13 protein-coding genes are annotated in these 14,933 nt (G+C 42.9%); 4 read left to right on the forward strand and 9 right to left on the reverse strand.

What is annotated here, in order from left to right; translation table 11 throughout:
- Positions 1–52: 52 nt before the first annotated feature.
- The 6 genes from RBH88_RS01385 to RBH88_RS01410 form a co-directional block, all read right to left on the reverse strand.
- Positions 53–1,699: a dipeptidase gene (locus RBH88_RS01385; protein WP_213691303.1), complete on the reverse strand. Its 1,647-nt coding sequence runs from the start codon at positions 1,697–1,699 to the stop codon at positions 53–55.
- An 88-nt stretch (positions 1,700–1,787) separates the two neighbouring features.
- A complete protein-coding gene (locus RBH88_RS01390; protein ID WP_307879795.1) occupies positions 1,788–2,957 on the reverse strand; it encodes a succinylglutamate desuccinylase in 1,170 nt (389 codons plus the stop codon).
- A gap of 19 nt (positions 2,958–2,976) precedes the next feature.
- Positions 2,977–3,141, reverse strand: a complete 165-nt coding sequence (locus RBH88_RS01395; RefSeq protein WP_213691305.1) for a hypothetical protein — start codon at positions 3,139–3,141, stop codon at positions 2,977–2,979.
- A gap of 6 nt (positions 3,142–3,147) precedes the next feature.
- Positions 3,148–4,476, reverse strand: coding sequence for a C4-dicarboxylate ABC transporter (locus tag RBH88_RS01400; protein WP_213695936.1), 1,329 nt, complete (start codon positions 4,474–4,476; stop codon positions 3,148–3,150).
- Between the two features lie 81 nt (positions 4,477–4,557).
- Positions 4,558–5,139, reverse strand: coding sequence for a DUF6305 family protein (locus RBH88_RS01405; RefSeq protein WP_213690877.1), 582 nt, complete (start codon positions 5,137–5,139; stop codon positions 4,558–4,560).
- 218 nt (positions 5,140–5,357) lie between these two features.
- Entirely contained in the window at positions 5,358–6,974 is a 1,617-nt protein-coding gene (locus RBH88_RS01410; RefSeq protein ID WP_307879796.1) for a dipeptidase, read from the reverse strand.
- 652 nt (positions 6,975–7,626) lie between these two features.
- Here RBH88_RS01410 and rpoD point away from each other — a divergent pair.
- The 4 genes from rpoD (at position 7,627) to RBH88_RS01430 (ending at position 11,656) form a co-directional block, all read left to right on the forward strand.
- Positions 7,627–8,763, forward strand: a complete 1,137-nt coding sequence (gene rpoD / locus RBH88_RS01415) for an RNA polymerase sigma factor RpoD (RefSeq protein ID WP_213690879.1) — start codon at positions 7,627–7,629, stop codon at positions 8,761–8,763.
- Between the two features lie 72 nt (positions 8,764–8,835).
- The gene (locus RBH88_RS01420) at positions 8,836–9,117 is read left to right on the forward strand and encodes a PQ-loop domain-containing transporter (RefSeq protein WP_213690880.1); all 282 of its coding nucleotides are present in this window, start codon (positions 8,836–8,838) and stop codon (positions 9,115–9,117) included.
- 8 nt (positions 9,118–9,125) lie between these two features.
- Complete coding sequence (locus RBH88_RS01425; protein ID WP_213701406.1) at positions 9,126–11,306, forward strand: PAS domain-containing protein; 2,181 nt, start codon at positions 9,126–9,128, stop codon at positions 11,304–11,306.
- The gene (locus RBH88_RS01430; RefSeq protein ID WP_213691114.1) at positions 11,303–11,656 is read left to right on the forward strand and encodes a cupin domain-containing protein; all 354 of its coding nucleotides are present in this window, start codon (positions 11,303–11,305) and stop codon (positions 11,654–11,656) included. Before RBH88_RS01425 ends, RBH88_RS01430 begins: the two co-directional genes overlap by 4 nt.
- Positions 11,657–11,719: 63 nt before the next feature.
- Here the strand turns inward: RBH88_RS01430 and RBH88_RS01435 are convergent, their stop codons facing one another.
- From RBH88_RS01435 to RBH88_RS01445, 3 genes are all read right to left on the reverse strand, one after another.
- Complete coding sequence (locus tag RBH88_RS01435) at positions 11,720–13,480, reverse strand: methyl-accepting chemotaxis protein (RefSeq protein ID WP_213691113.1); 1,761 nt, start codon at positions 13,478–13,480, stop codon at positions 11,720–11,722.
- 128 nt (positions 13,481–13,608) lie between these two features.
- Positions 13,609–13,782, reverse strand: coding sequence for a DUF362 domain-containing protein (locus tag RBH88_RS01440; protein WP_213691112.1), 174 nt, complete (start codon positions 13,780–13,782; stop codon positions 13,609–13,611).
- Positions 13,783–13,865: 83 nt separating this feature from the next.
- Positions 13,866–14,876 (reverse strand): NAD(P)H-dependent glycerol-3-phosphate dehydrogenase, encoded by a 1,011-nt coding sequence (locus tag RBH88_RS01445; RefSeq protein WP_213695863.1) that lies wholly within the window; start codon positions 14,874–14,876, stop codon positions 13,866–13,868.
- Between the last annotated feature and the right edge of the window lie 57 nt (positions 14,877–14,933).

Below are 14,933 nucleotides of genomic sequence, written 5' to 3' on the forward strand. Positions count from 1 at the left end.
AGGGGCTGCCTTAATTGACAGCCCCTTACTTCTTTACGTATTTACGTTAGTGCTATTTTTTAGGTTCAGATTCTTCTTCGCCGAAACCAACTGTCTTAAGCCAATCTGTGGGGTAACCTACAGACTGCTGTTTACCATCAGGAGATGTGATGTAGCCGTCGGAATATTTGCCGACAAGAGTCCAAGCCAGGTTCCACCAGCCTTCAACAACTTTATTAATGCTGTTGTTGGTGTAGTTGGTAAGATAGGCTTTAGCTTTTGCAGGGCTTTCTTTGTAAAGAGCGACAGCTTCTTTATCTACGACTGACTGATACATAAAGAATTCATCTTCGTAAGCTTTCTGAGCTTCTTTGATGTCTTTAATCATGTAGCTGAATTTAAGATCTGCCCAGTTGGAAACAAAGTTGAATGCCCACCAAGCGGAATTTCTATCAAACTCTGCACGCTTACCGTCGGTTATGCTCTTGGGAAGAGATGTGACACCGGCGTAAATTGGCATATAGACTGTGGAGTGAGGAGCATCTTCTCCAAACCACAGAACACCACCGATGGCGTCGGGAAGCCAGCTACGAGCCTGAGCGACAAAGCTGTAAGAGCAGCGGAACATGGAAATAGCTCTTGTCCAGTCTACGCCCTGTTTATCTTCAGGACGAACGCTCTTCGGGGTGGGGTAACGGTTTGGTGTTCCGAAGGGGCCAGCAGCCATTCCCTTTGTAAGATCAAAGCGTGTTCCTTCAAGGTAGTCACGTTTAACAGTCATAAGGTCTCTTACAGAAATCTTCTTGTCGGGTTTTACCATCAGAGGATACATCTCAGCAGCATCTTCTGCGATCTTAAGGGAAGGTGCAAGAAGGCTCATGACTCTCCACTCACGTCTCTGCTGATAGTAAGGAGTTCCGTAAGGTTCTGGGTTATAGATTTTGTGGAAGACGAATTTCTCTCCCTCTTTCCACCAACCCATATCTTTTGCGAATTCTTTGATGTTGGAAGAATACATAAAGTTTTCTTTGTCGTTCCAGTCGATTTCGCCGATTCGAGAACGGTTAGCGGTTACTGTGAAGCAATCATCGGGCACACGCTGGGCAACCCAGACAGCGCCGGGCTTACCGCTTTCAGGTGTCCAAAGGGGACCAGGTCCGCAAATATCGAACATCCAGGCTTCGCCTTTGCCGTCAACGATATTAAGGGTCTCTCCGCCGTCACCATAGCCGTACTTTTCAGCAAGGGCACCCATGATTTGAATGGCTTCGCGGGCTGTTTTAGCGCGTTGAAGAGCAAACACTTCAAGCTGCTCAATCATCATCCAGCCATTTTCGCAGTAGTTTTCGTCACGTCCGCTCCAAGTGTCTTCTCCCATGATAACCTGATGTTCATTCATGAAAGGATAACCCACATGGAAATATGTGTATGTTTCTTTCGCCTGAGGAATTTCGCCGACTTTTACAAGAGGCTTGTTAGGGCGTGTGCCATGGCATATCTCTTTATAAACGGGCGTCATTTCTCCCTCTTTGTGTGCTGCACCGGGAATGACTCTGACACGGTTATCATACCAACCATCGCATGTATGGGTTACCATTGCAGAGCCATCGACAGAAGCTTTCTTTCCTACGAGGATTGTGGTACATGCAGATGCCACAGATCCGGCAAGGAAGACTGCAAGAGATGCTATTGTTACTACTTTAAGCATTTTAGAATTCATACACTTTCCCTCCTTTTTTTGTGTTGCCACTACTTCGTAAACCAGTTGACATAGAAAAGATCAGATGTTTACGAGATTTCACCCCCTCTTAATCGTAGTAGATGTTTTGAGCTGGTGCATCCTCAGGGTTTTTCATATAGGTGCCCAGCGTGTTCTCTATAACTTCCGTATAGCCTGGAACCCCAGAGATGACAACGGGGCGATCAACGGCTGTAAGAGAATAAAATTCAAGCATTTTCTGGAATGTGGAGGAATGGCGTCCCACCCGAACATCGATAGGCCAGCCCCGCTCGTCGATAGGAGCGTAGAGGAGCTTGTGTTCCCCCGCCTTCATAACAAACTCATCGCGGCCCGTCATGAGCAGATATTCGTCGGTAATGCCACGAATACGGTCAAGCATGGGTTCGGCGACCTCAACGAGAAGAGACATGGCGTCGGTATGATCGCCGATCTCTCTGTGAGACAAGCCGTGAAGGGCCTTGGGTGAAAACTCCATGCTCAGGGGCACTTCGAAAAGCTCGGCGGTGAGGGTCATGGATGTCATGGCCGCTACGGCCTGCCCCTTCTCATGGCTTACGATGGTATTTTCCACCGGATATTCAAGCTCGGCCTCGTGAAGATCCACGGCGATATCCACCTTCTCCTGGCGAATGAGCTGGGTCATGGCCCAGGTGGTTCGCTCTGTAAGGGCGCCGTTGGGTCGACCCGGCCAGGTTCTGTTCAGGTTTCTGATATCCATATAGGCCAACATCTGACGGCTGGGATAGTGGATATACACTTCGGGATCGGGCCACGAGTCCAGTGGATTGGTGCAGCGGTCGCCCATACGGAACTGCTTCTGTCCCCACGGCGTCTTCACGTAGTAGTACGTGGGGTAGGCCTCGCCCATACGAGTGCATGTAGAAGCGCTTCGGTTCGCCCGAATAATGACGATGAGCCGTCCCTGCTCCACCTTCACGTTCTCGGCGACGAGAAGGGCTCCGAGGTTGCACGCCGGCTCCTCGGGGTGGGTTCCTCCAAGAAGCAGAGCCGTTCCGCCAGGAACACCACTGTCAAAAATGTAGACGTTGCTGTCGTTGGGCGTTCCCTTCAACGTCGGTTCGTAGTCTGAGAGTTTCTTCACCTCAGTAAGTGAGGGAGAGGGAACTACCGGTTCCTTGAAATGTCGGTGTCCGTAAAACTCCCGTCCGGCAATAGCCACGAAAACAAGGGCTACGACCAACGAAAGTATCTTGATGCCATTCAGTTTTCCCTTCATCTTCTCTTCACCCCTCTTCCTACTTCAGCCGAAGGATTCTCAGCACGAAGGGCATGAGCACAATGCTGTAGAGCACTGCTTCCTGGGCATTCCTTGTCTTGATGAAGTTGCAGAGTATGGCGCCTCCGAAGAAGAGGACCATAGCGTAATACAGGTACATAATGATGGTATTTGCCAATATCATGATTCTCTAGCCTCCAAGAAATGACAGTCTGGTGCTGAAGATGAGAAAGAGCGTTCCCAAGATGGCGATGAAGGCCATGGGCACCAGACAGGCTTTCACAAAATCCCCGAAATACCGTCCCTTATACCCCAGTTCCATAACTGTGGCCCGTCCCACGACGGCGGTTGGCGGCAAACAGTCTCCCAGAGGCCATATGACCGCCATGGCCGATAAGGCGATGATGGGGTCGAGACCGCGCATGTTGAAGAGCATGATGAGCGGTACGCCCAGCAACGGAGCAACAGCATACTGCACCAGTCCCTCAGAGAGGGGCAGAATAATGCAGAGGGTGAGGTAGAGCACTCCCAGGGGAAGGGTAACCACCGCTAGGGAGATGAGCCCTCTCGCTCCGCTCAGGGCCATAATCTGTATAAGTACACCTACAACCACCATGATGCCTACGAGAGGAAGAAGGCCGTGAACGGTGGAACAGGCGATAGACCAGAACTGAAGTTTGCGCGGGCTGAGAAGCACCACTGCGAAAGAAGCGACCATGAAGAGCAGGGGCAATCCCAGTACGGGCAGTGAGAAGAACCAGATTCGTCCCGCAATAACGCAAGCCAACAGCAGAATGAATGGGGCAAGAACTCTGAACCAGTTTTGTCCTTCCGGCGCTTCCGGAAGATTGGCCAGAGCCTGGTCGAGATCGATCTTCTTCGTTCCTCGTCCTGCAAGCCAGAACATGGAGAAGAGCGCTCCGGCAACGGAAAGGACAAACAGCGGTTTGCCGAATCCCACGTAGGGCATGTTGGCACCAGCGGCAGCCATCATGGCCCAGAGGTTGATAGGAGGAGCGGCAGCGCTCATGGCTGCTCCTAAAAAGATGATGGCCGCCCGTTTCGTTTCATCGACACCCATGGCAGCCAGAACAGAACCGACGAGGGCTCCTACGGTAAGAACCGTTGTTGCACCGGAACCGGTCAGGGCTCCGGGAAGAAGCAACACGAAGGTGAGCAGCAAAAGGCAGATGGTTCGTCTTGAATGGAAGGTCGAAACGATCTTCCGAACAATAAAGGCGACGCCGCCACTTTCCCGAAGAAGGGCCATGAAGAAGGTAGCCGTGAGAAAAATGAGGCAGACATCAAAGTAGGTGAAAGCGCCTTCCACAATGTGACGAATGGGAAGAAGGGCCACGGGATTGTGGGGACTTCCCGTTACGCTGAGCATGATGGAGTGGGCGGCAGCTCCTGCCAAGGCTGCTACGAACATCGAAAGCTCCGTGCTCAGCTTCATGACTTTCGGAATGATGAAAGCCACGGCTATGACTAATAAAATTACTACTGAGTGTGTGAACATGACTGAGTCGTTCCTTTCCTTAATCTCTTTTGTAGAGAAAACAAGCCCCCGGTTACAACCGAGGGCTCTTTGAAAAAATAACTATTTGCTTAACTCTTTCAAGCTTGTGCCAATGGCAAGAGCATCTTTGGCTTCAATCAGAGGTTTATTATTTTCTTCGGCTAATTTTGTAAAATAACCATCGGTATTACTGTTTGTAACGATAAGTATTGCATCTCCAAGGGGAATGATTTCATCTATAGAAGCTTGGTCGGCACTATCTGTACGACGAGCCATTCCTTCTACGTGGGCAGTAATAACAATAATCCCTTCGGCTTTTGCAGCTTCAATAACTTCTTTGCATCGTGCTATTTCTTTGTTGACGTTAGTGCCTGCAGCACCCATTCCTTTGCCGCTTGTACCGGTAGTCACGATAAGAGTCTTGTAACCTTTGCCCTTTAACTCGCTTGCTGCAATGGTATTATTACTCTCTACAGGTGCCAGCTTAGCTTGCATAAGAGACATCTTTACCATTACCGCACCTGGGCTTTGTCCACAGGTTGTTACAATAATAGGAGCTTCAACAGTGGGTGTTTCTGCTGCTATACCAGCTCCAGCTACATTAAGAATGGCAAAGAGACAGACCACTCCTAAAAGTAGGGAAGTTTTTAGATTCATTTTCATGATGTTTCCCCTCCTTAAAAAATAAACGCGACTTTGTTACCAAAATCGCGTTTGTCTGTGCATACCTTAACTTGAGCATTGAGAAAGAACAATATTTTTGATTTTTTCGTTCACAAGTGTATCTTTTTGTTCATAACAAACCTCTTGGAAAGCAAGCTTTATCGTTCTCTACCAGCTATGCGGCATTTTGAACAAAAAGAACAAAAAAGAACGAAATGCTATTTTTTCCTGTTATTGTTATATTTTGTTATTAAATCCCAATTAAGTTGCCACCATGCCTTTTCTGTTTTTTCCATGCATTCGTTTGTAAATTTAGTTACATATTCTTGTGCTTTAGACGAATCCTTTTTAGCGAGTTCCAGGGCTTTCTTGTCTACTTCTAATACTTGTTTTGCAAAGTTTTGCTCCAAAGGATTTCTTACTGCTTTTAAGTCTTCCATAGCTTCTTGATAGCGGTGATTCACGAGATCATCAGCTAAAATGAATCCCCACTGTGCAGAGCTAAGGTTAAAGGAGTTACGATCAAAAGTTCTCCAGCTTTGTCTTGTTTCAAGAACACCCGAGTAGATCGGAACGTAACATGTAGTATGTGGGTTATCGTAACCAAACCAAAGTACCGTTCTTACAGGTGCGGGATAACCAGATCGAGCCTGTGAAACAAAACTATAAGCACAATCCCATTTTGAAATAGGTCTGCTATAAGGGATTTTTAAGAGGTTTCGCATATCTTTTGTTACAAATGGCGTTGCAAGAGGACTTTTTACCATTTTGTCTCCTTCTCGGACATACCATGCTTTTTCTGCTTCCATGTCGAAAGGAGTTTCTTCCATATGACTACGTAACATTGTCATTACATCTTGTACGGAAAGTTTCTTTTGAGGTTTAATTGCAAAGGGATAAGACATGGTTTCTGCATAAGGATCCCATTCTCTAGTTGGATCTAGCTGGCTATAAAGTGTGTAAAGCCTATTACGTATCCACATAGACGATAAAGACCAATCTTCATTTCCAGTGAGAGGAGAATAAGCTTCTTGCCAAATAAAGGGCTTATCACCGTTAGGATCATACCAGCCGTTATCAATAGCCAATTGCTTATAGTTCTTGGCAGCCATGAAGTTGTCTTTGTCATTGATGTTAATTTCTCTAATGCGGCTCATATTAGGGACGACAACAACACAATCATCTGGAACTCTCTGTGCAGCCCATACAGCACCTGGCTTGCCACTATCTGGAGTCCACATAAATCCTGCGCTACGAATTTCAAAAATCCAGGCTTCTTCTGAATCTGTAATCGTTAGACATTCTCCTTCGGTGCCGCAAGAAGGAAGGAATCCATATTTTTCTGCAAGTTCGCCAATAACTTTAATGGCTTCACGGGCTGTTTTAGCCCTTTGTAGTGCAAGAATTTCCAGTTGTTCTATTGTCAGTATCGCACGTGCATCAGGACGAAAAGTTTTTAGTTCTTCTTTTTGTCCAATAGTAGTTTCACCAATAGCAACCCCATGCTCATTCATGAAAGGATAACCTACATGAAAATAAGTGTATGTCTTTTCTACTTGAGGAATTTCTCCTATTTTTACAGGTTCAGAGTCTTCATCCATTCCAATATTCCAAAAGACATCGGCCTTACTTCCTGCAGGGAAGGTTTTCCCCGGTATTGTACGAACTCTTGCATCATAAAAAGCGCCATCTGCGGTATGGGACGTAATAACGGATCCATCAGCAGAGGCTTTTTTCCCTACCACTATGTCAGTGCAACCCCAGGCAGAGAGAGACATAAAAGAGACAAGGAGAACCGTAAAGACTACAAGTATTCCAGGGCGTAACTTTTTCACCTTAACCATCCTTCTTTCATTATTATGATATTTGAGTACAAATTCATTCCCATGAATTTTCTTATGATGGCTGCATTGTAAAAACGCTGAAAAAGTGTAACGAAATCTCTTTTTTGTATGGTGGTTATAGAATTTTGAACGACGTGTCAAGGTGCAAACTGCATACTGCATCAGAAGTTTTTATATTGAAGGTTATTGATTGTTAATGCTAACTTGGAATAAATAAAAGGCAATGTTTTGAAAATTTTGTTCATAAGTGTATCTTTTTGTTCATAACAAGACTCTTAAAAAGCGAGCTTTATTGTTCTCCATAGGCTCTGTAGGCTCTGTAAATTTTTGAACAAAAAGAACAAAATAAAAAATATGAATAGATACTCGTCTTGAATTTAATATGCGGGAGGATGAACTAGAGGTAAGCATGAGCAACAACAATTTGGTTCTGTTTGAATTATTATACAACAACTGGTTTGTGTTTTACTTGCGAACATTCATATATGATATAATATCACGATATATTTAATTGTAGAGTTAATCTAAAGTCAGATCAGGCAAGGATAGTTAACTGGCCTGTTCTTTTTTTGCGCTTTATAGCTTGAGAAAGAGCAGGTATAATATGTCTATGCAATAAAACCAGAGGAGGATTACTCTCTTTATGGAGAACAAAAAAAAGCAAACTAAAAGAGACGTTACAAAAGAAGAGCTTGCTGTTTATATGAATAAGGTGCGAGAACTTATTCAAGAGGGACAAAATAAGGGATATGTGACCCAAAAAGATATTGAAAAATACATCCCCATAGAATTTTGGAGTGCGGAAGTACTTGAGAATGTTGTAGCAAATCTTATGGAGATGGGGATTGAAGTAACTGATGATGAAGGAAAAGAAAAAGGGCAGCATATAGCTGAAGAAGAAGCTCTTGCTCAACCCTCTGTCGATGGTGAAATAGGTAAACTTGATGATATACCATTGACAGATCCTGTCCGCATGTACTTGCGAGAAATTGGAAAAGTTCCCCTTCTAGAACCAGAAGAGGAAGTTGCATTGGCGAAGCAGGTGGAGGCAGGTAGTGAAGTGGCTAAGCAGAAGATCATTGATGCTAACCTTCGCCTTGTTGTGAGCATTGCAAAAAAATATATCGGGCGTGGAATGTTATTCCTTGATTTAATACAGGAAGGGAACCTGGGACTTATTCGTGCTGTAGAAAAATTTGATTATCGAAAAGGTTTTAAATTCAGTACTTATGCGACGTGGTGGATACGTCAGGCTATTACTCGTGCCATTGCCGATCAGGCAAGAACAATCAGGGTTCCAGTTCATATGGTGGAGACAATAAATAAAATGGTAAGGGTTTCGAGGCAGCTCGTTCAAAAACTGGGGCGGGAGCCGTCAGATGAAGAAATAGCGGCCGAGATGGAAATCGAAGCTTCTAAAGTTGAAGAAATCAGACGTATTGCCCAGCTGCCTGTTTCTCTTGAAACACCCATTGGAGAAGAAGAAGATAGCCAACTTGGAGATTTTATTGAGGATAGGGATTTACCGAGCCCGGAAGAATCAGCAGCAAGTCATTTGCTTCATGAACAAATAGATGAAATGTTAGAGGCTCTTTCAGAGAGGGAGAGAGAGGTTCTTCAATATCGCTTTGGTTTGGAAGATGGACGTTCATATACACTTGAAGAAGTTGGTAAACGTTTTGGTGTTACGCGGGAAAGAATTCGTCAAATAGAGGCAAAGGCCTTACGAAAATTGAGGCACCCCAGCCGGAGTAAAAAATTAAGAGATTTTCTTGATTAATTATTAGTCAAAGTATAAAAAGACGCGCTATATGCGCGTCTTTTTAATGTGTATTTGAGAGGATGGTTACAAATGATTGGTAAGATTTTCGAAGCGCTTATGGTGATTTGTTTTGGATTGGCGTGGCCTGCATCGATTTGTAAGTCATGGAAATCTAAAAGTACGGGAGGTAAGAGTCTTTCTTTCCTTTTTATTATTTTAACAGGGTATGCGGCAGGTATAGTGCATGTGGTCTTAGATTATGAAGGTTTTAGCTGGATTCTCATTTTATATGGATTAAATGCTATTATGGTAGGTATTGATACGTGCCTTTATTTCAGGAATAAAAGGATTGAATCTCAATTAGAAAAATAGGAGCATAGATGAACGGATCAGTAGCGTATCCTCAAAAGGGAATGGTATTGCTTGTTAAAGAGTATCTCAAAGGAGAGGAATCTTTAGAGCAAATTCTTTATGAGTGGGGATATGCTGTGCTTGTTGTTTCTGACCTAAAAGAAGCTTTATTATTAGCAAAACAGGGGTCTCCTTTTATTGTTTTTGTAGGTCTGTCTTTGGCTAGAGACGTAGAAAAAATAGAATTGATTAAACAGTTAGGGCGGCTTTCTTTGATGGGAGTTGCCTTTGTAGTCGATTGTTTTAGTGAAGCAACATATAGTTTAGCTCGGGAAATTAAGGGGGGAATGTTTCTTTTCCCCCCCATTGAAGAGGGAAAAGTTCGATCACTTATAACAAACCTTCTTCCGGAGTTCGATAAATCTTTACCTTCTCTACGTCAAAAATCCATGTCTGGAGAAAGTGAGGATGTTATGCCTATAGCTGTGTGGACTCAGGATTTTTCTGTTCAAAAAAAATTTTTGGAAGAAATTTTTCCTATTGATTCAAAAAAAAGTATACATACGTTTTTGCTTGAAAATCGCCATATCCTTCATGCTTGCATAGCCCTTTCTCGCATTGTAGATGCAGATAGCAGAACCCTAGACTTTTTTAGCGTCTCTTCTGTTCATGAATTGCAATCTCTTTTTCAAAGTTCTTTTTCAAGCGAAGGGGAAATATTTAATATTGCTCTGTTCGAAGCTCTCTTAAAAGGAGAACGTTTTTTTGAAAAGGATATTTTCCTTACCCTTCCCGATGGAACTTCTTCTGCTTCCGTCTTGATTCGGTGGTCGGTCCCTTATGGGAGGACTGATTATACGAATGTTCACGTTGTAGCTCTTGATGTTTCATCTATTAAGCAAAGTGTTTTTGAATTAGAGTTGCAAAAGAAAAAATTTGAGAGAATTTTTCAGAGTTCGCCTGCAGGAATTGCCATATTGGATCCTTCTCTAAAGGCAATGGAAGTTAACGATGCTTTTGTTCATATGTTTGGCTTTTCTAGCAAAGATGAAATTATGGGAAAATCCGTAAGTGACTTTATTGTCCCATCAAAGTATATGGCCCAGTCTTTGTCCATTTGCCAAATGGTTCTTAATGGGAAAAAAGTTTTTTTGGAAACGCAACGATGTCGTAAAGATGGTCAAATTATCGATGTTTTCTTGAACTCTTCTCCGGTGACAATGCCTGGTGGTATTGTTGCTATATGTTATCTTTATACGGATATTTCAGAAAAGAAACGGGGAGAAACTCTTTTAAAACGAAAATTGAAAGTTGAGCAGATGGTTTCAGAAATATCAGCTGAGATTTTGAATTACCCTTCTTTAGAAAACGCTATTCGTAGTTCACTTCATAAAATGGCATTGTATATTGATGCAGACAGAGTTTCATATCTTGTCAAACGTCATGGAAAAATTTCTTTTTCCTCGGAATGGCGCAGAAGAGATATCCCCCCAATGAAGGCGTTTTATGATGGAGATGAGGATGTTTTTCTCCTTAATTCGGACTCATGGTTTTGTGCCAATCTTGATCGGGGAGAAGCTTTTTCCATAGAAAATAAGAATATTTTGCCTCGGGAGGCCATACATACCTTAAACTTCATGAAACGACATAACGTAGAGTCTCTTCTTGTCATTCCCTATCGTTTTCGTGGAGAGGTGAACGGATTTATCCTTTTCGAGAGAATAGAAAATTATTTTAATTGGTCTAAAGATGAATTATCCCTGTTCAACCTTTTTGCTGAGATGCTTTCAAGCCTTAAAGATAGGGATGCTGCCTATGAAATGCTTCATCAAGATAGAGAGAAGTATCAACGACTTTTTTTACAGCTTCAAGAACCTTTTATGCTTTTTGATGTCTTGTATGACAAATTAGGGCAGTTAGCAGATGTGCGTTTTATAGAAATCAATGAACAGGCCAGACTTTTTTTGGAGAAAAAAGGGTATGGTGATATAGTGGGGCGTTCCCTTTTGGATGTGTTTTCCGTAGAAGATTTAGTTTTTAAAAATGCGATGAAAAATGTTATTGAGACAGGAGAACCGCAAACTTTAAGTTTTAATAGTATGCTTTTAAATTGCACGATGACTCTGAGCTATTTTGTTCCTCAAAAAGGACAATTGGCTATTCTGATTTCTCATATTTCTGAAAGCAGCGAAAAGGGGAGGAAGGCATGATTATTTATAAAGACAAGCAGCAGGTGCAACAAAAATGTAACGCTTCTGATGGAGAGGGGATATTACATTGTCTCTATGCCATTCCCAAAGGGACGGGGTTTTCTGGTAGCTCTTTTTACATGATAGGTACAATGACTTTGGAGGCTGGGGCCTCTATAGGAACACATTTTCACGAAGATGATGAAGAGTGTTATGTAATTTTAAAAGGCAAGGGACGCTATGAAGATAACGATGGTTCTTTTCATGAAGTAAAAGCTGGAGATGTAACTCTGACATTTAGAGGTGAAAAACATAGCCTTGTAAATGTGGATAAAGATCCTTTGGTGTTTTTGGCCATAATCGTTAAATAGGGAAAACAAACAATAGAAGCCAAAGAGAAGGTTTTCACAAGCAAGCCTCCTCTTTGGCTTCTTCTATTTCTTTTTGAACCACGTTGTAAAAAGAGCGTTTCTTTCTTTTTGTATAACTCCATCGACAAGTGATTTAACGCCAGGTGAGACATCTTTAGGCATCATTACACCAAAATGTTCTCTTGCAAGTTGAGTGCCGATTTGAATCAACGATGGTATTTTTGATGCATATTCAAGGTAAACTGGTGTCTCTAAGATACATGCATCTATTTTTTTATGTGTAAGCTGGTTAATTATTTCATCCCATGTAGGAAGACTTAATATTCTGCTTTCTGTTAAGGTCTTTCGACCTACGACTTCTCCGGTTTTCCCTTTTAGTACACCTACGGATCGTCCTTTCAAATCGGAAAGTCCAGAAAGATGTTTTTCTTCTAATGACGCTGCCAGTTGCCCACTTGCGACATACCACACGGAGAAAGTAACAAAAGCTGCTCGTTCAGGAGTTTTCGTAACAGGCGAAATGATTAAATCACAATTGGGCCAAGGTCTATCTTTCCAAATGCCTGTGATGGTTTGCTCCTCACCATTTCCCCATTCTAACGGAACAATTTTAAGGTTTACTCCGAGTTTTGTTGCAATGGCGTGCGCCAAATCTACGTCGAGTCCTCTAACAGTTTCACCATTCCAAAAATGGAAACGTCCCCAATCTGAATGATCTATTCCTACAGAGAGGTATCCTGTTTCTCTGATTCTATCGATACGGGTATTTGTTGTACTGCTGAAAGCAACTAAGGAATGTTTTTGAAGGGATGATGCTTTTTTTTCAAGAACTGCAAGGTGTTCTGTGCTCGCAGCGACAGTTGTTGTTTGCTCTTGAATTGATGTGTTAATTGAAAAAAGTTTATTCGACTGATCAATTACTAGCTCTGTCGTCTGTCCAATAGCGTCAGAAACGTTTTCTATTGATGCTACTTGTTCTTGAACAAAACAACTGGCACTTGACAGTTTTTGTAAAATTTCTGTTACTTCGTTAAGCATATGATCAAGACCATCTCGACTTTTTTGCGACTGCGTTTGAGCATCCTGAACAGCACTTTCTGCCGTGTTGATTTTGCTGTATCCGTCTTGTGCGGAATTTTGAATGGCCTGAGCTAATTTCCCTATTTGTGTAGCTGCTTTTGCAGATTCTTCTGCTAATTTTCTTACTTCATCTGCAACAACGGCAAAACCTCGGCCGGCTTCCCCAGCTCTTGCTGCTTCTATAGCTGCGTTGAGGGCCAATAGATTGGTTTGATCTGCAACTCCTGAGATAGCTTTGACAATATTACCAATGTTTTCGCTAACGGAGAGCATTTGTTTTATAGCTTCAGCTACAGAGGCAGTTGCATCAACTACGGCGAGTATTGTTGTTTCTGATCGAGAGGTGAGCGTTCTATTTTCTTCAGCGAGATGGCGTATCGTTTCCCCCTGGGTTGCCATATCAGTTATAAGGGTTGCTGTTTGACGAGATGCTTCTGTCATTTCTTTCAGTTGTTGGTCAGATTCCTGAGCTAGCGCTCCCAGTTCTTTAGCTCCTTGGGCGAGTCCATTAGCATTTTCAGATATGACATCCATTGAAGCTGCGTTATCTGTAATAAGAAGATTCATGTCCTCTGCAATAACATCGAGACTGGCTATTTCGTCCCTAGCTCTTTGTATAAATTCTTCTAAGAGGTCTTTTCGGTCCCTCTCTTGATGTGAAGAAGATTTGAGGGCCGGAAGGGAGTTGCCAGCTGTTTCGGTTTTCCAGAATCGCGAAAAGAAAGATTGGTGACCGGTAGACATGCCTTTTCCCTCCAAAATAAATTAAGTACACAATTAATCATTATATCATAGACCAATAAAAAAAGGAGAACCCCAAGGATTCTCCTGTATCCTGCAACATTATAAATACGATACCGCAGGTTCCTTCTTTACTGGGAAATGGCATTAACCGGGCAAACCGAAACACAGCTGCCACACTCAATGCATGTATCTGCATCGACTTCAGCTTTACCATCAACCATAGAAATAGCTTCTACAGGGCAAGTCCCTACACATGTTTCGCAACCAACGCATGCATCTTTATCTACGACTGCTTTTGCCATCATGTATACCCCCTCTGTATTGAGATAAACCTCACAAGGCGGATTATATAATACTTTAATTGACAAGGCAACTTGTGCCCATTTTATGACCAGAAAATAGCTGGTGGATACTCTGGCTTAGGATCACGAGTGAGAAGATTTTCAAGTTCGTCTCGTGGAGAGGTTCCTTCATAGAGTAAACGGTATATTGCTTCAGCAATAGGGAGTTCAACATGATGCTCTTTGGCCAAATCAATAACGGCCCGGACAGTAAAAGCTCCTTCTGCGACTTGACCGAGGATTTGTTTAGCTTCATCAAGGGATTTGCCCTCTCCTAACAGCTTGCCGAGTCTGAAATTTCGAGAATGGAAGCTATAGCACGTAACTACCAAGTCACCGATACCGGCAAGTCCGGCCAATGTAAGTGGGTGGGCTCCCAATTTTGCTCCGAGTCTCATTATTTCCGCGAGCCCTCGACTGACAAGTGCCGCTGTGGCATTATCTCCAAGATTCATTGCTTTTCCTATTCCTGATGCAATTGCTATTACATTTTTTACAGCTCCTCCGATTTCTACTCCTGCTACATCATTGCCAGTATACACTCTAAAGCAAGGGGCATTAAATAAATTTTGCCAAGATTGTGCTGTTTCAAAAGAAGAAGAGGCTACAATTGTTGCAGTAGGGAGTCCTTTGATAACTTCTTCTGCGTGACTTGGACCGGAGAGTACAGCGTAAAGTGCATCTGGATAGAATTCTTTTACGATCTCACTAATAGGTTTAAGAGTTTTTATTTCTATCCCTTTTGCTACATTACATACTGAATATGGAGTGTTAAAATTTTTTAGGGATGAAAGTATTTCCCGTACTGATTGTGTCGGAATGGCCATGATCCAAAAAGATGATCGTGTGGCGGCTTCTTCCATATCCCATGTAGCATGAATATTCTGAGCCAAAGGTATATCTTTTAGATAGTCGGGGTTCATTTTATTTGTATTGATATATTCAGCTTGCTCCCGTCGTCGACACCATAAACAAATGTCATGTCCATTGTTGGCCAAGACATTGGCGAGGGCTGTTCCCCAGCTCCCAGCGCCGAAAAGAGATAGAGTTGCCACGCTGCATTCCTCCTTACTAAAATTTAAATTTTACTTAACGATCTTTTCTGTAGTAAT

It is taken from the genome of Aminobacterium sp. MB27-C1 (genome assembly GCF_030908405.1).
Lineage (GTDB): Bacteria > Synergistota > Synergistia > Synergistales > Aminobacteriaceae > Aminobacterium.